We start from the raw sequence: 22,811 nt of genomic DNA on the forward strand, positions 1-22,811 counted from the left end.
AGAAGCCAGGGTCTGCTCAAGGGCTATGAGGTCTGCTTGCTTCATGGTGTGCTCCAGAGGCAAACTGCATATACAGTAGTTTATACAGTATTTTTGAAGCACGCCAACAGCAGATACCAACATAGCCACATAAACACAGTAACGGAGATTGCCGCATGCCTCGCTCCACCGCCGCGGCTCCCCACAAGGGGCGCGGCGCCACTTTCGACCCTGACAATCGCTTCGCTCCCACGCGGGTGGAGGCGGAGGACGACGGCTGGTGGCAAGAAGACGTCCCCGAGCGACTGGCCACCGAGGTCCGCGAGGAACGCGCTCGCAGCGCCCTGTCCTGGAACCGCTCGCCCGACCTCCCCTTCGACCGTTCGCTCAACCCCTATCGCGGCTGCGAGCACGGCTGCATCTACTGCTACGCCAGGCCCAGCCACGCCTACTGGGATCTCTCCCCCGGTCTCGACTTCGAGTCGCGCTTGATCGCCCGTACCGGGCTCGTCGAGCGCCTGCGCGAAGAGCTGGCCAAGCCCGGCTACGTGTGCCGCTCCATCAACCTGGCCGGCAACACCGACGCCTACCAGCCGCTGGAGGCCGAGCGCCGAACCACCCGCGAGGTGCTCTCCCTGCTGCTCGAATGTCGCCACCCGGTGACCCTGGTCAGTAAAAGCGCGCTCATCTTGCGCGACCGCGACCTGCTCGGCGAAATGGCCCGCCACCGCCTGGTACGGGTGATGATCAGCCTGACCAGCCTGGATCGCGATCTCAAACGCGCACTGGAGCCACGCGCCGCCTCGCCGGCAGCCCGGCTGCGCACCATCGAGCAGCTGACGGCAGCAGGCGTACCGGTGGGCACACTGATCGCCCCGGTGATTCCCGGGCTGACCGACCACGAACTGGAACGCCTGCTCGCCGCTGCCCGCGAAGCGGGCGCCGGCACCGCCGGCTGGATGCTGCTACGTTTGCCGAGAGAAGTGGCGCCGCTGTTCGAGGAGTGGCTCGAGGCCCACTACCCCGAGCGTGCCGCCAAGGTCATGAGCCTGATGCGCCAATGCCGCAACGGCGAGGTCTACGACAGCCGCTTCGGCAACCGTATGCGCGGCGAAGGCATCTTCGTCGACCTGCTCGAGCAGCGCTTCGCCCGTGCGTGCCGACAGCTGGGGTTCAACACGCCAGACGCCTGGGCGGCGCAGTCACTGGATACCACGGCGTTTCGCCCGCCCCGCGCCCAGGGCGATCTGTTCGCTTGAGCCCGATCAGGGAATGAGCACGGCAGCGCCCGACAACCGCCCTTGGCGCAGGTCGTCCAGCGCCTGGTTGGCGGCTTCCAAGGGGTAGGCGCGGGTCTCGGTGCGGATCGGCACCTCGGGGGCGAGCGCCAGGAACTCCTCGCCGTCGCGGCGGGTGAGGTTGGCCACCGACCGGACGCTGCGCTCCTCCCACAGCAGGCGATAGGGGAAAGCGGGAATGTCGGACATGTGGATGCCCCCCGAGACCACCGTGCCGCCGGGTTTGACGTGACCGAGCGCCGTAGGCACCAATGCCCCCACCGGCGCGAACAGCAGCGCGGCATCCAGCGGCTGGGGTGGCGTCTCGTCGCTGCCGCCGACCCACACGGCACCCAGCCGCCGGGCGAACGCTTGAGCCGCGTCGTCCCCCGGGCGGGTGAAAGCGTAGACATGCTGGCCGCGGGCCACAGCGAGTTGGGCAAGGATGTGCGCCGCGGCACCGAAGCCGTAGATGCCCAGGCAGCGGTTCGCCTCGCCGCCGGCGAGCCGCCAGGTGCGATAGCCGATCAGCCCTGCGCAGAGCAGCGGTGCTGCGGCCTGGGCATCGTCGTCGTGGATGGGAAAGCAGTAGCGGGCGTCGGCCACGGCGTACTCGGCATAGCCGCCGTCGCGGGTGTAGCCGGTGAACTCGGCACGCTCGCAGAGATTCTCGCGGCCGGCGCGACACGGCTCGCACTCGCCGCAGGTCCAGCCGAGCCAGGGCACGCCGATGCGCTGGCCCACCTCCAGACCGGCGACGCCTTCGCCCAGCGCCGTCACCTCCCCCACCACCTCGTGGCCGGGAATCAGCGGCAGGCGCGGCTCGTCGAGCTCGCCATCGACCACGTGCAGATCGGTGCGGCAGACGCCGCAAGCCAGCACCCGCAGTTGGACCTCGCCGGCACCCGGGTGCGGAACGGGAATGTCGTCGAGCGCCAGGGGCTGGCCGGGGCCATGCAGGCGCATGGCACGCATCGTGGCATTCATGGGCGAGCTCCTGTCTGGTCTTGCCTGATGCCAGGATAGCTCAAGCGGCGACCTCGACCTCGTAGCCGGTGAACTTGCGCAGGTTGATCACGCCGCTGTCGAGGATCAGATACTGACCTTTCACGCCTTGCAGCGTGCCGGTTACCTCCGGATGCTTGTCGAAGTTGTGAGAGACGATCTTGCGCGGATACTCCAGCACCGGATAGTCAAGGCTCACCGCACGCTCATCGAGAGTACGGATGGCCTCGTGACCGAAGCGCTCGCGCAGGTTGGCCAGCCCGCTGTCGAGACGCGCAAGCAGACGGTCGCGCTCGGCGGCAAGATCCAGCACCGCGACGTCTCCTTTGAGCATGGCGCGCCAGTTGGTTCGATCGGCCACCTCCTCCTTGAATAGCACCTCGACGAAGCCGGCCTGCTGGCGACTCTCCACCGCCAGCACCGGCAGGGCCTGGACGGCACCCTGGTCGAGCCAGCGGGTCGGCACCTGGGTGGCCCGGGTGATGCCCACCTTGAGACCCGATGCGTTGGCCAGGTAGACGACGTGGGGCTGGAAGCAGTGGCGCTCGCCCCACTCCGGCTCGCGGCAGGTGCCCTCGAAATAGTGGCACAGCTCCGGCTTGACGATGCAGGTATCGCACTGGGCGAGACGCTTGAAGCAGGGGTAACAGTAGCCCTGACCGAAGCTCTTGCGGGTCGCTCGACCGCAATGCGTGCAGGCGATGGCACCGCTCCAAGACAGGCGCAGCGGACGTCCCAGACAGGCATTGAGGTCGAGCCGCTGCGTACCGGCACGCAACGTATAGCGGGCCGGCGCGTTGCCGCGCCCGGGCTCCACAGCCATCTTGGTCAGACACCCCCGGATGACATGGCCAACGGCAATGGTGGATGCCTCATCCACGGGTGGCGTCCCGTGCCAGGCCGGCCAGTTCGGGCGGCACGTCGGCGCCGCTGGAGGCGCTGCCGCAGGTGCGCTGGGACAAGTAGCCGACACGCTGCTCCTCGGGCACCCGATTCTCGGCCTCATAGCGCATCACCGCCTCCAGGCAGAGCTCGGTCTGCTCGGCGGTGAGACGATGGCCGTCGGGCCATTTGCGCAGGGCCACTGCCTGCTTGAGACTCTCGTAGATGGTCGGGGTCATCTGCTGGATCATGCGCTCGAAGGTCATCTCGCTCATGGCATCGTTCTCGCGGAAGGGGAAGTCATTGGCGGCGGCGCGCCTTCTGGGAATAGTACCAGCCCATGGCCAGCCCCACGACCAGACCGCCCAGATGGGCTTCGTTGGCGACGTTGCCGAACCCCACCACCGAGGCGGCATCGGTCATGGTGAAGACCATCCAGCCGAGCATGAAGACCACCAGCATCTGCGGCACGAAGAAGCCGCTCGCCGGCACTCGGCGCGACATCAGCCAGACATAGCCGAGCAGCGCGAAGTCGACGCCGGACATGCCGCCGAAAAGCACCGTGCCGGTGGCGTACTGCGCCAGGTTGGCGCCGATGCCGGCAATCAGCAGCACGCCCAGCATGCGAAGGGAACCGTGCAGCGCTTCTACCTGGCGGCCGAAATACCACAGCCAGAGCATGTTGAAGATCAGGTGCATCCAGCCGAAGTGCAGAAAGGCCGGAGACAACGGCCGCCATATCTGACCACTGCTCAAGGCCTCTCCCAGGCTGCCCACGGCAAGGCTACCGTTGGCCACTCCCACCGGCACGATGGTCAGCAAGGCCACGACGAGATCGCCGAACAGCCCCATGGCGGCGAAGACCAGTAGACACAGCGCCAGGGTCGAAGCGGTCACCGGTGCCTGACGAAAGGGCGCCGCCAGCGAAGTGCCCCCGCCGGTGGGCTTTCGACGCTCGGGCTCGAGCGCCTCACCGCGCTGCCAACGCACGAGCAACTGCTGGAGGGCCGCTTGCTGGTCGGGATCGGCCAACCACAGCACCTGCCCATCCTCTTCCTCGGTGAAGCGGTGACCGATGCGATGCGCCCACAGCGCTCGTCGCAACTCGCTGGTGTCGATGTCGTGGGGAAACAGCATCACCCGATACATGAGCTCTCCTGAGTCGGCATCGCGATCCCGCCACCGTACGCGCACAGAAAAAATCCGGCGGAAGGGGGGCCGCCGGACAAGAGCAAGGGATCATTCAAGGGAACACCTACTCTGATAAGCGAGGTCGCGGAAAGTTCACGATCGCGGCGAGAAAAAAACGTAGCTTTTTGTAAATCAATCAAAGTCGATCTCCCAGGGCCGCGGCCGTGCCGCTTCCTCCTGCGGCACCCGAACCCACACGAAATGATCGGCGTTCAGGCGCGACTCGCCGCTCCAGCGATAAGCCACGAGGCGGCCGAACTTCACGGCGCTGTAGTCCAGGCAGGCCACGTTGGGAGCCGGCAGAGCGGGAATGCCTTCGCACCAGTAGTGGCCGATGAACAGCGGCGGCTCCTCCGGCCCGTAATGACTGAGATAGCCCCGCTCGCGGTCGGTCAGTAAACGCGACTCCAGATCGCCCGGCAGGTTGTCCGGCTGGAAGACCACGTCGCCCCAAGTGCGTGGTTCCCGGGCCCAGAAGTGGGCACGAAAGCTCCGACGCGTGAAACCATCACCGGAATGGATCGTCACGCCCTCGGGTAGGGGAATATGAGTACCGCGAGTCAGGCGGTCCATCACCTGCGAGGCGAGGGTGCCGTGCTCGACCGAGGCTTCGAGGAAGGTCTGGTCGATGCGACCATCGGGATGCTCACGGCGCAGCGCATCGATCAGCGGCTGATCCCAGCAGGCATGCACCACGCGCAGCCCCGGCAGCTCCAGCACCAGTGGAATCTCCCGGAACCAGGCAAGGGCGTCGTCCCACTCGGCGGGATGGTCCCGATACTGCTCCAGGGTCTCCTTGATGATGCGATTGTGGCGCGGCGTATGCTCGCGCAGCCACTCGCGACCCAGCCGTGACGGCGCACGCTGACAGTAGGCCAGGGCATTGTACTCGTGATTGCCCATGACGATCTCGGCCTCGCCCTCCTCCACCATGCGTCGCACGATGTTCACCGCCAGGCGGATGCGTGGGCCCCGGTCGATCAGGTCGCCGAGGAAGATGGCCCGACGCCGCGGATGACGATAGACGCCGCCGCGCTGATGATAACCGAGCTTTTCCAGCAGGCTCGCCAGCGTGGCACCGCAACCGTGCACGTCGCCGATCAGATCGAAGCCTTCGAGACTCGCGTGTCGCGTCACTGCTCAGTCCCCCAGGCGGTTGCTCCAGCCCAGCTTGCTGCGCAGGACCTCGTAGAAGTTATGACCGTGCGGATGCACCAACTGCACCCGCTGCGGTTTGCGACGCACCACCAGCACGTCATCGGGCTTGGCTACCGCGCGAGTCTGGCCATCGCAGCTGATGTGCGGGTAGGTCTGGTTGGTCTCGCCGATGTGCACGCGAATCTCGCTGGCGGCATCGATGACGATGGGGCGCGAGGAAAGAGTATGCGGAAACATCGGCACCAATTCGATCACATCGAGCTTGGGATGCATGATCGAACCGCCGCCGGACAGCGAGTAGGCGGTGGAACCGGTGGGCGTGGCCATGATCAGGCCGTCGCTGCGCTGGCTGTAGACGAACTGGCCATCGATGAACAGCTCGAACTCGATCATGCGCACCGCCTTGCCGGGGTGCAACACCACCTCGTTGAGCGCATCGCCATTACCCACCAGGATTCCGTCTCGGTAGAGCTCGGCGTCGAGCAGGAAGCGCTCTTCCACCTCGTAGCGCCCCGCCAGCACCTCGCCGACCCGCTCCTCGAGTTCGCCGGGAGAGATATCGGTGAGAAAGCCCAGCCGACCGCGGTTGACGCCCAACACCAGGGTACCGCTGTGGCACAGCGTGCGGGCGGCCCCCAGCAGACTGCCGTCGCCCCCCACCACGATCACCAGGTCGCACAGCTCGCCCAGCGTGCGGCGGCTCGCCTCCGGGTGGCCGTGATCGAGCAACACCGTCGCGGTGCGATCCTCGACGATGACGTGGTACCCCCCCTCGTCGAGGAAACGCATCAGGCGCTTCAGGGTCTCCACCACCTCGGTGCTGCCCAGGCGGCCGATCAGTCCGATGTTCTTGAAAGCCTTGCTGGTGAAAGTCGTCATGCCCTGGCTCATCCGCTCTCGGCCGCTCATTATGGCGACTGGCCGCGAGGCGGGCAAACTCGACTCCAAACGCCCTCAGGCCATGGCGGTTTGCCGTTTTTTCAACCACCACTCATTGAGAACCAGCGAACCGACGATGATGGCACCGCCCAGCGCCAGGCGCGGCAGATCGGCATCGCGATTCCAGATCACCAGGTTGACCAGCAGCCCGGCGGGAATCAGCGCATTGTTCATGATGGCCAATGCCCCAGCATCCACGCGAGTCGCACCGAGGTTCCACAGGAAGTAACCGAGCCCCGAAGCGACCAGCCCCAGCCACAGCAGTACGCCCCACTGCACGCCGGTAGTGGGCAGTGCCGAAGCGTTGCCCAGCAATGCGAAAGCGGGCAGTGCCACGACCATGGCGCCCAGATAGAACCAGGCAAACACGCTGTGGCGAGGCAGGCTCTCCGGCAGCGTCGCCGAAAAACGGCGATAGCCGACTTGCCCCAGAGCGAAACAGAGGTTGGCGCCCTGCACCACCAGGAAGCCGGCCCAGAAGCCACCATCCAGCCCCTGGTAGCGAATCACCGCCGCACCCAGCACCGCCAGGGCCGCGGTCAACAGGTAGAAAGGCGTAAAGCGCCCGAACAGGGCATCATCCAGCAGCGCGATGTAGATCGGCGTGAAGATGGTGAACAGCAGCACCTCCGGCACCGATAGCAGCAGGAAAGACTGGTAGAAGAAGATGTACATCACGCCGAGCTGAACCGCACCCAGTGCCATCAGGACCAGGCGCTGGCGGCCACGCAGCAACGCGGGACGCAGAAACGGCAGGAATACCGCGGCCGCCAGAGCCACCCGTAGAAAAACGGCGAAGTAGCTATCCACCTGTCCCGCCAGGTAGACGCCGATCAACGAGAAGGAAAACGCCCACAGGACAGTGACGCCAATGAGGTAGCCCACAGTCAACTCCAACAGTTTCAAAGGTTGACGAAGGATACCCCCGGACGAAAAGCCGTTTCAAGGCGCCGCATCACCGACCTTTCACCATCCGCCAGGCGTGCACGACACCAGGAACCCAACCCAGCGACGTCAGCAGGAGATTGCGCACCACGCGCCGCCCACCGAAACCGCCCAGCCCCACCGCCAGTGGTGGCAGGAGCACCGCCAGGGCCAGCAGTGCCGCGCGAGGGGCGGGCTCATCCGGCACGGCGGGGGCAGAAGCGGCCGTGGTCGTGGCGGTCGACGGCTCGAAGTACTGTACGGCAGCACTGTCATGCGCAGATACGCCTGTCGCGTCCTCGACGGCCTGGCGATGCTCATGGTCGATCTTCTGCTCGATGCGCTCGGCATCGTCGGCCAGTTCCGCGTGATAGCGCTCCCACTCCTCCCAGTCGAATGGCGTTCCGGCCTGGGGTCGATGATCGCCGGATTCACGAGCCCTCGCCCAGGCCTTTTCCTCCAGGGTGTTGGGGCGCTGTTCATCACGCCCTTGATCGATGCCTTTCTTGGCCATGTATTCCCGTGCGTCCATTGGCACCTCCAGCGGTCGCTCAGCGGGCATCGAGAAAGGATAGGACACCCGTGGCTCCTCTCGCTGAGAGTCGCGAAAGCTGGCTCGGGTTCCGCGCCCAGCGTTGGCGAAAGTGTTGGCAGCGCCGAGAGAACCTGGGTGCGACTCGGCTATGCTGAAGGCGTGACATGCTCATCGTCACTGGACAAGGAGATCCGCCATGCCCAGCAAGGCCCCCACCACCGTGCGCGACATCATGTCCCGCGACTGCTACCGGGTTACCGGCAACACCTCGGTCACCACCCTGGCCGAAGGCCTGGCGCTGCATCGCCTGCCGGGGGTTCCGGTGGTCGACAGTCATGACCACCTGACCGGTTTCATATCCGAGCAGGACGTGCTCGGCAAGGTACTGGAGAGCGCCTACCTGAATGACGAGCCGCCGTTGGTCAAGGAACTGATGCGCCATGAAGTGCTGTCGGTCTCTCCGACCAAAAGCATCACCGACCTGGCTCAGGAAATGTTGGGCCCCAAGCCCAAGGTCTACCCCGTTACCGAACAGAATCGTTTGGTGGGTATCGTCACCCGGCGCGACGTCCTGAGCGCCCTGCTACGCATGCGCCATTCCTGATCGCCGCTCGCCCCAGGCACGTCAAGCGCCCGGCAATCGCCGGGCGCAACGCGTTGCACTCCTCGGGCAAAAGGCATCCATCACGACCAGCGCATAAAAGAAGCCGCCACATGCCAATGCATGGGCGGCAAGATCGAAACTGCTAGACAGAACAACAGTGTTAACGACTGCCATCGCGCTGCTGTCCGTACCTTTATGACAGCCTTCAGCCAAAAAGTTCTCATCGCGGTGAAGATCTTTTTCAGAGCTCGCCGCTCTGCCGACGGAACAGCCTCGCTAGCAAGGCAGCGGCAATGCAGCCCCCGCCGCAAGGCTTGCCTTCCCCGCAAAGCCTCCTTTATGATCCCCTGTCCGCCTCGCGGGTGTAGCTCAATGGTAGAGCAGAAGCTTCCCAAGCTTAAGACGAGGGTTCGATTCCCTTCACCCGCTCCATTACCGCTGCTGACTCGACCGTCACCCCAATACCATCGTCCCGGCTCCGATGCATAGCGCCTCTTGAGGAGAGCTTCGGCATGGCACTCTTTCTACTCGTCCTGGCGGTCTGCCTGCTGGTCATCGGCAGCGTGTTGGCCTTGCTGCTCATGTCGCGTACGCCGCGCTACCGCACCGAACCCGAGCACCTGCTCGAACTCTTCGATCAAGCCCTGGAAAATCGCGTCAACGAGAACGAATGGCATGCCGTCATCGGCCATCCCATTCGCCACGACGAGTATCTGGAAGGGGTACGCCGTCGAGCCTACCGACTGATGGACGAACACGGCCGCTATGGCCGCCTGGCCCGCGGCAGGTCGCTGCTGGATGCCACCGGACACGAGGAGCTCGCCGCGCTACGCGACCATCTGGCGGCACGCCTGCGTCTGCAGCGCGGAACGGACGATTCCACACGGCATGAGCGCTGAGCGCTCATCGGCTATACTGCCCGCCCAACATCCCGATCTCTGTTGGAGCGCCCAATGCCCAGCGCCATTCGCCAGATCCCCCTCGAACCGCGCACTCGCCACCATGACCATGACTTCCATCAGATCGTCATCGGCCTGCGCGGTCAGGCCGAGTTCGAGATCGAAGGGCTGGGCGGCGCCATTGCAGCCTTCTCCGGCTGTATCGTGCCGGCCAACCATGTCCACTACTACGTTGGCCAAGGCGACAATCGCCAGCTGATCCTCGACCTGCCCAGCGATACGCCCTCGCTCACCGGCCATCATCGCGAACTCTCGCGCCTGTTCGACGCACCTCGCTTCTTCGACCTCGACGCCCCGCTGAAGCGCTACCTGGAATTCCTGCTGATGGAACTCGATCAGACCCCCGAAGGGCTCGACGATCCAGCGCAGAGCGACCGGCTCGCAGCCACCCTGCTCGGCTGCCTGCATGCCCGCCTGGGCGGCGAGCCCGCGCCCGCCCAGCGGCGTCTCGACCTGCAACGGCTCGACCGCTTCATCGACCATCACTTGGCCGCACCGCTGACCGTCGGCGACCTGGCCACGGAAGCCTGCCTCAGCGAGGCGCATTTTCGCAGTTGCTTTCGCGAGCAGACGGGGGTCACTCCTTGGCAGTACGTGCGTCGTCGCCGGCTGGAGGCGGCTCGCCAGTTGCTCGAGAGCAGCCGGATGCCGCTTTCGGAAGTCGCCGCCTGTACCGGCTTCGCCCATCAGAGCGCACTCTCCCACGCCTTTCGGCGCACCTACGGCCATCCCCCCAGCCAGCTGCGCCAAGCTCCGGGCCAAGCCAGCGCACCCTGTTTGACCGTCGCCAGTCGTTAGACTTAAGTCGAATTTTCAACCCCCTGGCAGCCGGCAACCGCGAAATCGACAAACAATTCCGGGAAATTCGCAAGCAGTTCGCGGTGTCCCACTCTAGAGTCAAAGTCATCCACCGGCCTCGAGCGATGCCGCTCGCGTGTTGCCGTGGGTATGCCGTTTCAGACGGGTGAAACCCGGGGGATCTTTCATGCTCAACGCCAACAACATGCTTGCTGTCGATACCTGGCAGCAGGATCTCGATACCCTGTTCGATCGTATCAGCGATCACTACGCCGTCGATGAGGAAGCCTTCGTCGGCGAACTCATCGACGTGCTCGCCGCCGATGCCGACGACTTCCGACGCATCGCCGACAAGACCGCCGCCCTGGTGCGCGACGTGCGCGAGATGGACACGGCCGTCGATACCATCGACGAGCTGCTCCAGCAGTACAGCCTCGACACCCACGAAGGCCTGATGCTGATGTGCCTGGCCGAGGCCATGCTGCGTATCCCCGACAAGGCCACTGCCGACGCCCTCATCGAGGACAAGCTGGGGCCGGCCGACTGGAAAGCCCATGTCGGCAAGAGCGAGTCCTGGCTGGTCAACGCCTCCACCTGGGGACTGCTGATGACCGGTCGCGTGGTCACCCTGGACAAGCCCCGCGACGGGCGGCCCAGCGGCTTCATCAACAAGCTGGTCAACCGCATGGGCGAGCCGGTGATTCGCCATGCCATGGTCGAGGCGATGAAGATCATGGGGCGCCAGTTCGTGCTCGGCCGCGACATCGACGAGGCGTTGAAGCGCTCCAAGCCGCTGTTCGACAAGGGCTATACCTATTCCTACGACATGCTCGGCGAGGCCGCACGCACCCGCGACGACGCCCAGCGCTACTTCAAGGACTACGCCCACGCCATCGAGCGGGTGGGCCAGACGAGCCAGGCGCTGGGCGACGCCACGCCCGACCCCTCGGTCTCCATCAAACTCTCGGCACTGCATCCGCGCTACGAGTTCGGTCGCCGCGATCAGGTGCTGAGCGAGTTGGTGGGCAGCGTGCGCGAGCTCGCCGCTCTGGCCCGCGAGCGCAATGTGGCGCTGACCATCGACGCCGAGGAAGTCGACCGCCTGGAGCTCTCGCTGGAAGTGTTCCGCGCCGTCTACGAGAGTGAAACCTGCCACGGTTGGGGCCACTTCGGCCTGGTGGTGCAGGCCTACTCGAAGCGCGCCCTGCCGGTGCTGCACTACCTCAACCGCCTGGCCGAGCGCCAGGGCGACGAGATTCCCCTGCGCCTGGTCAAGGGCGCCTACTGGGATACCGAAATCAAGGAGTCCCAACAGCTCGGCGTCGAGGGCTACCCCGTCTTCACTCGCAAGGCGGGTACCGACGTCGCCTACCTGGTCTGCGCTCGCTTCCTGCTCTCGGAAGCGACCCGTGGGCGCATCTTCCCGCAGTTCGCCACCCACAACGCGCATACCGTCTGCACCATCCTCGAGCAGGCCAACGAAGTGAAGCGCCACTTCGAGTTCCAGCGCCTGCACGGCATGGGCGAGGCGCTCTACGACGCGGCGCTGCAGCGCGCCCCCGCGGGCACCTACTGCCGCATCTACGCTCCGGTGGGTGCGCACAAGGATCTGCTGCCCTACCTGGTCCGCCGCCTGCTGGAGAACGGCGCCAATTCCTCTTTCGTGCATCAGTTGGTCGACCCCAAGGTGCCGGTGGAGTCGCTGTGCGTGCACCCCGTAGAGACGCTGCACCAGCACGACCGACTGGCCAACCCCAAGATTCCGCTACCGGCGGACATCTACGGCGAGAAACGCCGTAACTCCCGCGGCGTCAATCTGAACATTCGCAGCCACTATCGGCCGCTAATGGATGCCATGGCCAAGGTCATGGACAAGACCTACCGAGCCGGTCCACTGCTCGCCGTCGATGTCTCCGACGACCCGGCCAATACCCACGACGTGAAATGCCCCTTCGATCGTCGTCAGATCGTCGGCCACGTGCAGTGGACCACCCGCGAGCAGGCCAACCAGGCGCTGGATGCCGCCTGGGAGGCCTTCCCACGCTGGGACGCCACACCGGTCGTCGAGCGCGCCGACATCCTGCGCCGCTTCGCTGACCTTCTCGAGGAAAACCTCGCCGAGTTGATGGCGCTCTGCTCCCGCGAGGGCGGCAAGCTACTGACCGACGGCGTCGACGAGATCCGCGAGGCGGTGGACTTCTGTCGCTACTACGCCATGCGCGCCGAGGCGCTGTTCGGCGCCCCCATGCCGCTGCCCGGCCCCACCGGCGAATCCAACGAGCTCATGCTTGCCGGCCGCGGGGTATTCGCCGCCATTAGTCCATGGAACTTCCCGGTGGCGATCTTCTGCGGCCAGATGGTCGCCGCTGCCGTGTCCGGCAACACCGTGCTGGCCAAACCCGCCGAGCAGACCTCGCTGATCGCCCATCGCGTGGTGGAGCTCCTCTACCAGGCCGGCATGCCCCGCGACGTGGTGCAGCTGCTGCCCGGCGACGGCCCCACCGTGGGTAGCGTGCTCACCGGCGATGCACGCATCACCGGCGTGGCCTTCACCGGCGGCACGGATACCGCCCAGGTGATCAACCGCGCCCTGGCCGCCCGAGAGAATGCAGCGCTGCCCACGCTGATCGCCGAGACCGGCGGCATGAACGCCATGATCGTCGACTCCACGGCGCTCCCCGAACAGGTCGTGGTGGACGTGATCCAGTCGGCCTTCCAGAGCGCCGGCCAGCGCTGCTCGGCGCTGCGCGTGCTCTACCTGCAGGATGACGTGGCCGATCGCGTGATCGAGATTCTCAAAGGCGCCATGGCTGAGCTGCACGTGGGCGACCCCCGGGATCTGGGCACCGACGTGGGACCGGTGATCGACGACGAGGCCCGCCAGGCCCTGATGGCCCACATCCAGCGCCTCAAGGACGAGGGGCGCCTGGTCGCCGAAACTCCGCTCGAGGCGGCCCACACCGGCGAGGGCACCTTCGTGCCGCCGGTGGCCTTCACCATCGACGGCATCGCGGCGCTGGAGCGCGAGCAATTCGGTCCAGTTCTGCACATCGTGCGCTACAAGGCCAGCGAACTCGACGACGTGATCGCATCGATCAATGGGCGCGGGTATGGCCTGACCTTCGGTGTACACAGCCGTAACGAATCCTTTGCCGAGGCCATTGCGCAGAAGATTCGTGCTGGCAACGTGTATATCAACCGCAATATCATCGGCGCCGTCGTCGGCGTTCAACCCTTTGGCGGCCAAGGGCTTTCCGGCACCGGGCCCAAGGCCGGCGGACCGCACTACCTGCTGCGCTTCGCCACCGAGAAGACGGTGACCAATAACACCGCTGCCCTGGGCGGCAATGCGTCCCTGCTGGCGCTGGAAGACGAGTGATCACCTGATCGATCCCAACGACTGTCGACACAACAACACCGACTGAAGGAACCCCATCATGGTTGAGAACAACATGGCCATTGGCTTCACGTTCGTGGTGTACCTGCTGCTGATGCTCGGCATCGGCCTGGTCGCCTACATGCGAACCACCAACCTCTCCGACTACATCCTCGGCGGCCGTACCCTCGGCCCCTGGACCTCGGCGATCTCCGCCGGGGCGTCGGACATGTCCGGCTGGCTACTGCTGGGCCTGCCCGGTGCAGCCTATGTCAGCGGCATCTCGGCGAGCTGGATCGCCGTGGGGCTGCTCATCGGCACCTGGCTCAACTGGCTGGTCGTAGCGCGCCGACTGCGGCTCTACAGCTTCAAGGTGAGCGATGCTCTGACGCTGCCGGAATACTTCGCCAACCGCTTTCAGGACAAGACCCACCTGCTGCGGGTGATCTCGGCGGTCTTCATCCTGCTGTTCTTCCTCTTCTATACCAGTTCCGGTCTGGTGGCCGGCGGCCGACTCTTCGAGACGGTGTTCGGCTACGATTACACCCTGGCGGTGACCATCGGCACCATCGCGGTGATCTCCTACACCTTCTTCGGCGGCTTTCTGGCGGTCTCCTGGACCGACCTGATCCAGGGCCTGATGATGGTGGCAGCGCTGGTGATCGTGCCCATCATCGCCTTCAGCGACCTGGGCGGCACCAGCGGTGCCGGCGCGGCACTCGCCGCCGAGAGCGAGCACATGCTGGCCTGGTTCCGCGACGCCTCCACCGGCGAGGCGCTGTCGGTCATCGGCATCGTCAGCTCCCTGGCCTGGGGCCTGGGCTACTTCGGTCAGCCGCACATCCTGGCACGCTTCGCCGCCATCCGCAGCGACCGCGACATCCCCGCGGCGCGCCGTATCGCGGTGAGCTGGACGGCCATTGCACTGATCTGCTCCGTAGCCGTGGGTCTGCTCGGCGTAGGCTTCGTCCAGCGCGACCTGGCCGACGGCGAGACGGTGTTCATGGTGATGGTCAACCTGATCTTCCACCCGGTGATCGCCGGCATTCTGCTGGCCGCGATCCTGGCCGCCATCATGTCCACCGCCGACTCCCAGTTGCTGGTTTCCTCCTCGGCACTGACCGACGACTTCTACAAGGCGATCTTCCGCAAGGACGCCAGCCAGACCGAGCTCGTCTGGGTGGGTCGCTTCGCCGTCATCGGCATCGCCGTCATCGCCTACCTGCTGGCGCTCAATCCCGACGCCACGGTGCTCGACCTGGTCGCCTACGCCTGGGCCGGCTTCGGTGCGGCCTTCGGCCCGGCGCTGATCATGTCGCTCTACTGGCGGCGCATGAACCGCTGGGGCGCGCTGGCCGGCATCGTGGTGGGCGGCGTCACCGTGGTTTTGTGGGCCGAGGCCTCCGGCGGCATCTTCGATCTCTACGAGATCGTGCCCGGGGTGATCTTCGCCTACATCGCCATCGTGGTGGCGAGCCTGGCCACGGAAGAGCCCAACCTCCAGGTCACCGCCGACTTCGATACCTTCGACGAGACCTGAGCGATCGTCTGACGGCCCCAGGCCTCAGGCATCGACCAGCGAGCCGCCCTCGGGCGGCTCGTTGCGTTTCCCTCCCCTCACGACCACCAGGCTCTGAGCACCACCACCAGCGTGAACAGCGCCAGGGCGGCGAGGCTCAGCGGCGGCATGGTGACACGGCGCAACCAGGGGCGGCGAACCTCGAGCCCCAGCGGTTGCATGAAGGCCGAACCCAGCGCCCATACCCCCAGACCGATCAGCGGCAGGCGCAGCGGCATGGCCAGGCCGCTGAGCAGCTCGGGGCGCAACAGCAGCCACAGCGCCAGGCCAGCAGCCACCAGCATGGACACCAGCGGCACCCGAGGCAGCGGTCGGTCGACGTCGCGCGGTTGCATGACAACACTCCTCTACGCCCTTCCGCCTTCAGTGAAGCCGATTTGCACGTACCCGGCGAGCAGAGAATGCCTTGCCTTGGCAAGAATCATTCATCCGACGCCTTCTCGCCGACAAGGGCTCTCTGAGGCACCAGGCAGTTGCTCCTCAGCATTGGGGCCAGCGGCAAAACAAATATTAGAAATACCTCTTTAGTTGTCGGCTGCAACCATTGCCTTGGATCAAGAAAAAAGCAGTGTGGGCTTATTAGACTAGCCCTATTGCACCGCAGCGGCCGCGGCCGCTTCTTCTGAAACGCGTACCGAAAGGAGTCGTTCCATGCGCAAGTCCGCTCTGCCTACCCTGCTCGCCACCGGCCTCGTCGCGGCTGCCGCAGCTACCGCCAGTACCCAGGCCCTGGCCTACGGCGAAGGCGATTTCTTCACCCGCGTGGGCATCGCCCACGTCAGCCCCAAGAGCGATAATGGAGACCTCGATTTACCCGAGCTCGGCCTTGGCTTGCCGGTACTGGGTACCGATGTCGACGACGATACCAACCTGGGCTTTACCCTGGGCTATCGCTTCCACGACAAACTGGGCATCGAGCTGCTGGCCGCCCTGCCCTTCAAGCACGACATCAATGTAGGCGATGGTGGCGCCACCGGTTCCACCAAGCACCTGCCGCCCACCGTGACCCTGCAGTACTACCCGCTGGGCGGCACCGATGCCCGCGTGCAGCCCTATGCCGGTATCGGCCTCAACTACACCAGGTTCTTTGACGAGAAAGCGACCGTCCACGCACTCGGCGACGCAGAAGTCGACCTGGACCTCGATAGTTCCTGGGGTGCCGCCGGTCAGCTGGGCGCCGACGTGCTGATCAACGACAACTGGGCCGTCAACGCCGCCGCCTGGTACATCGACATCGACACCGATGCCTCCATCGAAGGCGTCGATGTGGGTACCGTGAACATCGATCCCTGGGTCTTCATGGCCGGCTTCAGCTATCGCTTCTAAGCCGCTGACAGGCTCGTTACCCAGCGAGGCCCGCCATTGGCGGGCCTCGCTGCATTCGCGGCACTGGCAGCCAGCGGCGTCAGTTGTCGGTCACCAGGCGGTCGATCTCTTCCACCGCCTTGCACAACAGCAAGCGATCGTTGGCGCGCGCGCCCTCCTGGGCCAGATAGGCTTCCACCGCCGGGGCGACGTCACAGGTCTCGGGCATCGGCGCTTCGGCTTCCACCAGCGCGTCCAGCCGGGCAATGAACACGAAGCGCAGCCACTGCGGCAACGCCATGGTATCGATGCAAAAGGGCTGCTGGCTGGTAAAAGCCTCGGGGCCTGGGGCTTCCATCTGCCACAGGTTGGTGGCCTTCATGGTCGCTTCCAGGCGACGCAGGGCCACATCGAGCTCTTCGTGAACCGTCATTGTCGAAGTCCTCGCGTGAATTGACCCTCATTATCCCGTCCCGCCTCGGGGCTTGGCCACCCCGCGAACTCGTCGTTGGCTCGCAGCGCATCATTCACAGCTTCGCTGAACGAGACTGTGGATAAGCTATGGAAAGTCACCTCCGGGTCACGAATGACGGTCGCTGCACGGACTTGATCAATCATTGATCACTGCGCCCTCGTTCACGCCGCCCGGTGGCTGACAAGGTCGGGTGCACCGCGGTAGAGTGCACGCTTCGATTCGGGAGTCGCCATGCAGCCGATTCATACCCTTCACGAGTTCTTTCTGCGCACCGGCGCCGAGGTGCGTGCCTACCACCTGGGTCGCCGGGTCGAGCCCTTTTCGCTCGACACCCTGGCTGCCTTCGAAAGCGGCGAACTGGCTTGGCCGGCCCCCTGGCAAGGCGAAGCGCGCCTGGGCCTGGTGTTTCGGGTCGGCGACATGCCGGACCCAGTGATCTGGTTCCTGGCCCTGCCACTGGACGAACAGGGGACGCTGGACCCGGCGCCTCGCGATGCCTTCCTGCAGCGGCTGCTCGAGACGTTGGGCCGCAACGTGCGCAGCCTCGACGCATCGGCGCCCGACGAGGTGGACAACCTGATGCAGGACAACCCGTTGGCCTTCACCCCTTCGCTGCCCTTCCAGGCGATGCTGCACGCCCGCGCCACCCGGGACAGGGGACAGCCGGCCAGCCAGCATCTGGAACCGGTGGAGGCCTACCTGAGCGGCCAACAGGCCATCGATTGGCAGGCACTGGGGCTGCAGGGCCTGGCCGACTACGCCGTACGCCTGGACGCCGAAGCCGCGCGTGCGCTGGCCGGGCGCATCGCCGTTCTGCCGAGCGAGGTGCTCACCTCGCTATGCTATTGTCTGGAGCACGTCGCCATTCCCGACGAGCTGGCCCAAGCCCTGCGCCAGCGCGGTGAGGATGCCGCCACAGCGGGCGATGTCGAAACCTTCTGCGCTTGCGTGCGCGCCATGGGTGGCGCGGATACGGCCATCGCCGGGGACTGGTTCGATGCGCTGCTGGCCGACCCCGATGCCTGCGGCCCCGACCTGCTGGCCGCCATCGCCGGCCGTGGCTGGGCGCATCTCGAGGAGGCCTCGAGACTGCCGCAGTTTCTCGCTCGGCTGGCGGAAACGCCACGCAGCGACTTTGCCGCCGTGGCTCGCGATCTGGCGCTGATTCCGCGCCTGCGACTGCCGGTGCTAATGTCGCTGCGCGAGGCCAAGCCGGACTCCGCCATCGGTCGCCGTCTCGCCGAGCTGACGAGACCGCCTCAGCGACACGCGTGACAACAGGGGAAGAACACCATGAAGGAACTGCCCTATACCGCCAAAGCCGTGATCGGACGCCGCGAGATGGTCACCCTGCCGGAGCTCGGTCTGTCGCTGTGCGCCAAGGCCGACACCGGCGCGCGCACTTCCGCGCTGCACGCCGAGGACATCGAGACCTTCGAGGAGCAAGGGCACCTGTGGGTCAGTTTCACCACACGCAGCGGCGGGCCGGACACCCCGGCTCACGTCTTTCGCCTGCACCTGCACGATCGCCGCCTCGTGACCAGTTCCAACGGTCACAAAGAGTGGCGCTACGTCATCCGCACGCCCATGCGGCTCGGCCAGATGGAGATGATGGTGGAGCTGACCCTAGCCGATCGCCGTGACATGCGTCATCCCATGCTGCTCGGTCGCCGTGCCCTGCGTCGCCTGCTGGTCGCCCCCGGCGCCGCTTTCCTGCACGGTGAGCCCTGACTCCCCCCGACACTACGACGCGGAGCCCTCGATGCGTATCGCGCTGCTATCCCGCAATCGCAATCTCTACTCGACCCGCCGCCTAGTGGAGGCGGCGGAGACCCGCGGCCACACGATCCGCGTGGTGGATACCCTGCGCTGCTACATGAGCATCGCCGCTCACCACCCTTCGATCCACTACAAGGGCGAGAACCTGGAACCCTTCGATGCCGTCATCCCACGGATCGGCGCCTCGATCACCTTCTACGGCTGCGCCGTGCTGCGCCAGTTCGAGATGATGGGCACCTATGTGCTCAACGACTCGGTGGCCATCACCCGCTCCCGCGACAAGCTGCGCTCACTGCAGCTGCTCTCGCGCAAGGGGCTCGGCCTGCCGATCACCGGCTTCGCCCACTCGCCGGACGACATCCCCGATCTGATCACCATGGTTCGTGGCGCCCCGCTGGTGATCAAGCTGCTGGAAGGCACCCAGGGCATCGGCGTGGTGCTGGCCGAGACCAATCAGGCCGCCGAGTCGGTGATCCAGGCCTTCATGGGCCTGAAGGCCAACATCATGGTGCAGGAGTACATCAAGGAGGCCCGCGGTGCCGACATCCGCTGCCTGGTGATCGGCGACAAGGTGGTGGCGTCCATGAAGCGCCAGGCCATCGAAGGCGAATTTCGTTCCAATCTCCATCGCGGCGGCAGTGCCAGCGTGATCCGCATCACGCCGGAAGAGCGCTCCACGGCGATTCGTGCCGCCAAGGCCATGGGGCTACGCGTCGCCGGTGTCGACCTGCTGCGCGCCAACCACGGGCCAGTGATCATGGAGGTCAACTCCTCGCCGGGGCTGCGGGGCATCGAGAGCGCCACCGGCAAGGACATCGCCGGGTTGATCATCGAGCACCTGGAGAAAAATGCCGTCGCCCCCCGCAAGGCGCCACCCAAGCCGAAAGGATGAGACCACGGCACACGATTTTCTCGACGCCGGGGGTGGCAAAAGTGCCACGACGGCCCCACAATCGGCGTCACCGGAGGAGGTGACCGCCCATGTTTCTCGACAATCGCCAGGTGGCGATGGACAGCGTACTGGAAGCGCTGGCCGACAGTATCGATTACTTTCAGGACAATCTGGAGCGCCTGCGCCCTTCCCTGCGCGAGGCGCTCAAGCCTCACTACGAGGCGCGCAGCAAGGCGATGCGGGAACTGCGGGAACTGGCCAGGCGTCACCTCAAGCTGTTACCCCGGGATGCCGACGTCGAACGCGACGACTACCTATGGCTGTGGAGCCGGCTGAAGAGCTTCGTCGGCAACGAGAGCCAGGTCGTGATCGGCGAACTGCTCGAGCAGGAGCGCGTGCTGATGCAGGCGCTGGCCACTCTCTATACCCACCCGCTTCCCGAACCCGTGGAAGCGGCCGTCGAGCGTTGCTGGACGGGCTGTCGGGCGCTCATTCGCGAGCTGTATGCGCTTCAGAAGATGCGCCGCTGAGCAACGCCGCATGGCCGCCTCTCCGAACCGACCTAGTCCCGCCCTTCCTCGTGTGGCAGCTCCCAGGCAGATGGAGCGATCTCCAGCGGCTCCAGAGGGCCGAGAAAGTAGGGTTCGCGTCCCCACAGGTAGAGGTCGCCCAGCGTGGCAACCCGCGCTACCCATTCTCGTGCCTGAAGGCGCCACTGGCCGTCCACTCTCTCCGTGGGTGCGGCACAGCCGACGACCTCCAGGCCCAGAGCATCGGCAATGAACAGTGCCCGCGGCAGATGCCACGCCTGGGTGACCAGCAGCGCCCGCTCCACCCCGAAGACATCCCGCGCGCGAGCCAGCGTATCGAAGGTGCTGAATCCCGCGTAGTCCAGCGTCATGTCTTCGTCACGCACGTAGCGTTCGCGCAGCTCGCGCCACATCGTGATCGGCTCGTTGTAGAAACGCGTACGGTTGTCGCCGGAAAGCAGAAGATGCCGCACCCGACCCAGGTGTACCAGCTGCGAGGCCGCACTCATCCGGGCATCGAAATGGGGATTGCGAACACCGCTGCGCGTCCAGTGAGAGGTGCCGAAGACGATACCCACCTGCTCGGAGCCACATTGCGGCAACATCCGCTCAATGCGCCCTTGGGTCTGGGTCAGCACCCAGGCGTTTCCTGCCACGAACAGCATGGCGGCCAGAAGCGCCAGCGCTCCCGACCCCATCAATACGACCCTGAACGCCTTCCACGCCGCCGTTTTCATTACCCTTCCCGCACCGGGGTTCAGAACATGCCGAGCTCCAGCTTGGCCTCGTCGCTCATCATCTCACGGCTCCAGGGTGGGTCGAAGACGATCTCGGTATGCACCTGGCTGATTTGCGGAGCACCCAGGATCTTGTTGCGGGCATCGGCGGCAATCACGTCGCCCATGCCACAGCCCGGCGCGGTCAGGGTCATGCGAATGGTGACGATGCGTTCGCCGCTGATCAGCCGCTCGATACGGCAGCCGTAGACCAGCCCCAGATCGACGATGTTGACCGGGATTTCGGGGTCGAAGCAGGTACGCAGCTGGTCCCACACGAATTGCTCGATGCCCTCGTCCGTGGCGTCTTCGGCCAGGGTCGGCCGCGGCAGCGGCTCGAGGCCCAGCGCATCGAGGTTGCTGCCCTCGATGAGATAGAGCCGCCCTTCGTGGCCGATGCTCACCGAACTGCCCTTGGCCTGCATCACGCTGACGATGCTGTCCTCGGGCAGGGTCACGGTCTTGCCGAAGGGAATGGAGATTGCCGCCACGTCGCGCTGCAGGGGCAATTGCTGTCCCTTGTGGAGGCTGGCTATCTGCTCGATGTCGCTCATATCGCTCTCAATGTCCTTGACCCTGACTCCCTCAGCGGACCATGCCGATGACTCGCTCCAGCGCCTGCGTGAAGACGTCGATCTCTTCCAGGGTGTTGTAGGCCGCGAAAGATGCCCGGCAAGTCGCTTCCACCCCGAAGTGATGCAGCAGCGGCTGGGCACAGTGATGGCCGGTACGGATCGCCACGCCGAGCTGATCGATGAGCAAACCGATGTCCTGGGCGTGAGCGCCGTCGACCACGAACGACAGCACGCCCGCCTTGTCCGGTGCGGTACCCAGGATGCGCAGGCCATCGATACGCGACATCCGCTGGGTGGCGTAGGTCAACAGACGACCTTCCCAAGCAGCAATGGCGTCGATGCCGATCCGGCTCACCCAGTCGAGCGCCGCACCCAGCGCGATCACCTCGGCAATGGCCGGCGTGCCCGCCTCGAACTTGTGCGGAATGTCGGCAAAGGTGGTTTCGCGCTCGAACGAGACGGTGGCGATCATCTCTCCTCCGCCCTGCCAGGGCGGCATCGCCTCGAGCAGCTCGGCCTTGCCGTAGAGCACCCCGGCCCCGGTCGGCCCATAGACCTTGTGGCCGGAGAAGGCGTAGAAGTCGGCATCGATGTCGCGCACATCCACCGCCTGATGGGGGACGGCCTGAGCACCGTCGACGAGAATGCGCGCGCCATGATCGTGAGCGATGCGCGCCATCTCACGCACCGGATTCACCGTGCCGAAAGCGTTGGAAACGTGGTTGACCGCCACCAGCCGGGTACGCTCGGTGAACAGCGCCCGATAAGCCTCGATATCCAGCACGCCGCGCTCGTCAACGGGAATCACCTTGATGGTGAAGCCCAGCTCCCGAGCGAGCAGCTGCCAGGGGACGATATTGGAGTGGTGTTCGAGGCGCGAAATCAGCACCTCGTCGCCGGCCCCGAGGTTGGCCCGCCCCCAGGCATGGGCCACCAGGTTGATCGCCTCGGTGGTGCCGCGAGTGAAGACGATCTCGCGGGAATCGGCGGCGTTGAGGAAGGCTCGAACGGTATCGCGGGTGCCCTCGAAGGCCGCCGTCGCCTCGTCGGCCAGGGTATGCAGCCCACGGTGGATGTTGGCGTTGTAGCGACCGTAATAGTCGTCGAACACCTCGATCACCTGCCGCGGAGCCTGACTGGTGGCGGCATTGTCGAAATAGACCAGCGGCTGGCCATGAACCTGGCGCGCCAGGATCGGAAAGTCGTCCCGCACGGCCGTCACGTCCAGGGTCGGAACCGCGTGGGCATCGCTGGTTGCCAAGTCGTTCATGGT

Annotated in this window: 24 protein-coding genes and 1 tRNA gene; 12 read left to right on the forward strand and 13 right to left on the reverse strand. The window is 65.4% G+C overall.

Translation table 11 applies throughout. The features are described 5' to 3' along the window. The first annotated feature begins 155 nt into the window (after window positions 1-155). The gene (locus GFD32_RS04845; RefSeq protein ID WP_163575437.1) at window positions 156-1,238 is read left to right on the forward strand and encodes a PA0069 family radical SAM protein; all 1,083 of its coding nucleotides are present in this window, start codon (window positions 156-158) and stop codon (window positions 1,236-1,238) included. Between the two features lie 6 nt (window positions 1,239-1,244). Here the strand turns inward: GFD32_RS04845 and GFD32_RS04850 are convergent, their stop codons facing one another. From GFD32_RS04850 to GFD32_RS04885, 8 genes are all read right to left on the reverse strand, one after another. Continuing rightward, window positions 1,245-2,243 carry a zinc-dependent alcohol dehydrogenase family protein gene (locus tag GFD32_RS04850; RefSeq protein WP_240455549.1) on the reverse strand — a complete coding sequence of 333 codons (999 nt, stop codon included), beginning with the start codon at window positions 2,241-2,243 and terminating at the stop codon, window positions 1,245-1,247. A 40-nt stretch (window positions 2,244-2,283) separates the two neighbouring features. Further along, entirely contained in the window at window positions 2,284-3,084 is an 801-nt protein-coding gene (locus GFD32_RS04855; RefSeq protein ID WP_163575503.1) for a DUF2797 domain-containing protein, read from the reverse strand. A 49-nt stretch (window positions 3,085-3,133) separates the two neighbouring features. Next, window positions 3,134-3,418, reverse strand: a complete 285-nt coding sequence (locus GFD32_RS04860) for a YeaC family protein (protein WP_163575438.1) — start codon at window positions 3,416-3,418, stop codon at window positions 3,134-3,136. A 25-nt stretch (window positions 3,419-3,443) separates the two neighbouring features. Then, window positions 3,444-4,292: a rhomboid family intramembrane serine protease gene (locus GFD32_RS04865; RefSeq protein ID WP_163575439.1), complete on the reverse strand. Its 849-nt coding sequence runs from the start codon at window positions 4,290-4,292 to the stop codon at window positions 3,444-3,446. A gap of 174 nt (window positions 4,293-4,466) precedes the next feature. Next, entirely contained in the window at window positions 4,467-5,471 is a 1,005-nt protein-coding gene (locus tag GFD32_RS04870) for a metallophosphoesterase (protein WP_163575440.1), read from the reverse strand. A 3-nt stretch (window positions 5,472-5,474) separates the two neighbouring features. Next, entirely contained in the window at window positions 5,475-6,371 is an 897-nt protein-coding gene (locus tag GFD32_RS04875; RefSeq protein ID WP_205599049.1) for an NAD(+) kinase, read from the reverse strand. Between the two features lie 75 nt (window positions 6,372-6,446). Next, entirely contained in the window at window positions 6,447-7,316 is an 870-nt protein-coding gene (locus GFD32_RS04880; RefSeq protein WP_163575442.1) for a carboxylate/amino acid/amine transporter, read from the reverse strand. A 70-nt stretch (window positions 7,317-7,386) separates the two neighbouring features. Continuing rightward, a complete protein-coding gene (locus GFD32_RS04885; RefSeq protein ID WP_163575443.1) occupies window positions 7,387-7,887 on the reverse strand; it encodes a YqaE/Pmp3 family membrane protein in 501 nt (166 codons plus the stop codon). Between the two features lie 199 nt (window positions 7,888-8,086). On the opposite strand from GFD32_RS04885, the gene GFD32_RS04890 reads away from it, so the two are divergent. The 6 genes from GFD32_RS04890 to putP all read left to right on the forward strand — a co-directional run bounded on the left by GFD32_RS04890 (window position 8,087) and on the right by putP (window position 15,167). Further along, window positions 8,087-8,494: a CBS domain-containing protein gene (locus GFD32_RS04890; RefSeq protein ID WP_163575444.1), complete on the forward strand. Its 408-nt coding sequence runs from the start codon at window positions 8,087-8,089 to the stop codon at window positions 8,492-8,494. 358 nt (window positions 8,495-8,852) lie between these two features. Continuing rightward, window positions 8,853-8,926 (forward strand) — tRNA-Gly (locus GFD32_RS04895). An 80-nt stretch (window positions 8,927-9,006) separates the two neighbouring features. Beyond that, on the forward strand, window positions 9,007-9,393 hold the full coding sequence (locus tag GFD32_RS04900) for a hypothetical protein (protein ID WP_163575445.1): 387 nt from the start codon (window positions 9,007-9,009) through the stop codon (window positions 9,391-9,393). A 54-nt stretch (window positions 9,394-9,447) separates the two neighbouring features. After that, window positions 9,448-10,251, forward strand: coding sequence for an AraC family transcriptional regulator (locus GFD32_RS04905; protein WP_163575446.1), 804 nt, complete (start codon window positions 9,448-9,450; stop codon window positions 10,249-10,251). 187 nt (window positions 10,252-10,438) lie between these two features. Continuing rightward, window positions 10,439-13,630 carry a bifunctional proline dehydrogenase/L-glutamate gamma-semialdehyde dehydrogenase PutA gene (putA, locus tag GFD32_RS04910; RefSeq protein WP_163575447.1) on the forward strand — a complete coding sequence of 1,064 codons (3,192 nt, stop codon included), beginning with the start codon at window positions 10,439-10,441 and terminating at the stop codon, window positions 13,628-13,630. Window positions 13,631-13,688: 58 nt separating this feature from the next. After that, complete coding sequence (gene putP, locus GFD32_RS04915) at window positions 13,689-15,167, forward strand: sodium/proline symporter PutP (RefSeq protein ID WP_276208790.1); 1,479 nt, start codon at window positions 13,689-13,691, stop codon at window positions 15,165-15,167. 77 nt (window positions 15,168-15,244) lie between these two features. Here the strand turns inward: putP and GFD32_RS04920 are convergent, their stop codons facing one another. Further along, window positions 15,245-15,541 carry a hypothetical protein gene (locus tag GFD32_RS04920; RefSeq protein WP_163575448.1) on the reverse strand — a complete coding sequence of 99 codons (297 nt, stop codon included), beginning with the start codon at window positions 15,539-15,541 and terminating at the stop codon, window positions 15,245-15,247. A 316-nt stretch (window positions 15,542-15,857) separates the two neighbouring features. Here GFD32_RS04920 and GFD32_RS04925 point away from each other — a divergent pair, with 316 nt between their 5' ends. Then, window positions 15,858-16,532: an OmpW/AlkL family protein gene (locus GFD32_RS04925; RefSeq protein WP_163575449.1), complete on the forward strand. Its 675-nt coding sequence runs from the start codon at window positions 15,858-15,860 to the stop codon at window positions 16,530-16,532. Between the two features lie 79 nt (window positions 16,533-16,611). On the opposite strand, the gene GFD32_RS04930 is transcribed toward GFD32_RS04925, so the two are convergent. Beyond that, on the reverse strand, window positions 16,612-16,944 hold the full coding sequence (locus GFD32_RS04930) for a YqcC family protein (RefSeq protein ID WP_163575450.1): 333 nt from the start codon (window positions 16,942-16,944) through the stop codon (window positions 16,612-16,614). Between the two features lie 273 nt (window positions 16,945-17,217). On the opposite strand from GFD32_RS04930, the gene GFD32_RS04935 reads away from it, so the two are divergent. The 4 genes from GFD32_RS04935 to GFD32_RS04950 all read left to right on the forward strand — a co-directional run bounded on the left by GFD32_RS04935 (window position 17,218) and on the right by GFD32_RS04950 (window position 20,187). Continuing rightward, window positions 17,218-18,261 (forward strand): DUF3549 family protein, encoded by a 1,044-nt coding sequence (locus GFD32_RS04935; RefSeq protein ID WP_163575451.1) that lies wholly within the window; start codon window positions 17,218-17,220, stop codon window positions 18,259-18,261. Window positions 18,262-18,279: 18 nt separating this feature from the next. After that, window positions 18,280-18,717, forward strand: a complete 438-nt coding sequence (locus GFD32_RS04940; protein ID WP_163575452.1) for an ATP-dependent zinc protease family protein — start codon at window positions 18,280-18,282, stop codon at window positions 18,715-18,717. 31 nt (window positions 18,718-18,748) lie between these two features. Next, the gene (gene rimK, locus GFD32_RS04945; protein ID WP_163575453.1) at window positions 18,749-19,657 is read left to right on the forward strand and encodes a 30S ribosomal protein S6--L-glutamate ligase; all 909 of its coding nucleotides are present in this window, start codon (window positions 18,749-18,751) and stop codon (window positions 19,655-19,657) included. Window positions 19,658-19,746: 89 nt separating this feature from the next. Further along, on the forward strand, window positions 19,747-20,187 hold the full coding sequence (locus GFD32_RS04950) for a hypothetical protein (RefSeq protein ID WP_163575454.1): 441 nt from the start codon (window positions 19,747-19,749) through the stop codon (window positions 20,185-20,187). A 32-nt stretch (window positions 20,188-20,219) separates the two neighbouring features. Here the strand turns inward: GFD32_RS04950 and GFD32_RS04955 are convergent, their stop codons facing one another. From GFD32_RS04955 to GFD32_RS04965, 3 genes are read right to left on the reverse strand one after another with little or no spacing between them, the layout of a single operon-like run. After that, complete coding sequence (locus GFD32_RS04955) at window positions 20,220-20,924, reverse strand: SanA/YdcF family protein (RefSeq protein ID WP_163575455.1); 705 nt, start codon at window positions 20,922-20,924, stop codon at window positions 20,220-20,222. 20 nt (window positions 20,925-20,944) lie between these two features. Beyond that, window positions 20,945-21,517 carry a putative Fe-S cluster assembly protein SufT gene (gene sufT, locus GFD32_RS04960; protein ID WP_163575456.1) on the reverse strand — a complete coding sequence of 191 codons (573 nt, stop codon included), beginning with the start codon at window positions 21,515-21,517 and terminating at the stop codon, window positions 20,945-20,947. Window positions 21,518-21,548: 31 nt separating this feature from the next. After that, entirely contained in the window at window positions 21,549-22,808 is a 1,260-nt protein-coding gene (locus GFD32_RS04965; RefSeq protein WP_163575457.1) for a cysteine desulfurase, read from the reverse strand. Window positions 22,809-22,811: the final 3 nt, after the last annotated feature.

Origin of the sequence: Halomonas faecis (assembly GCF_010993975.1) — a bacterium.
Lineage (GTDB): Bacteria > Pseudomonadota > Gammaproteobacteria > Pseudomonadales > Halomonadaceae > Halomonas > Halomonas faecis.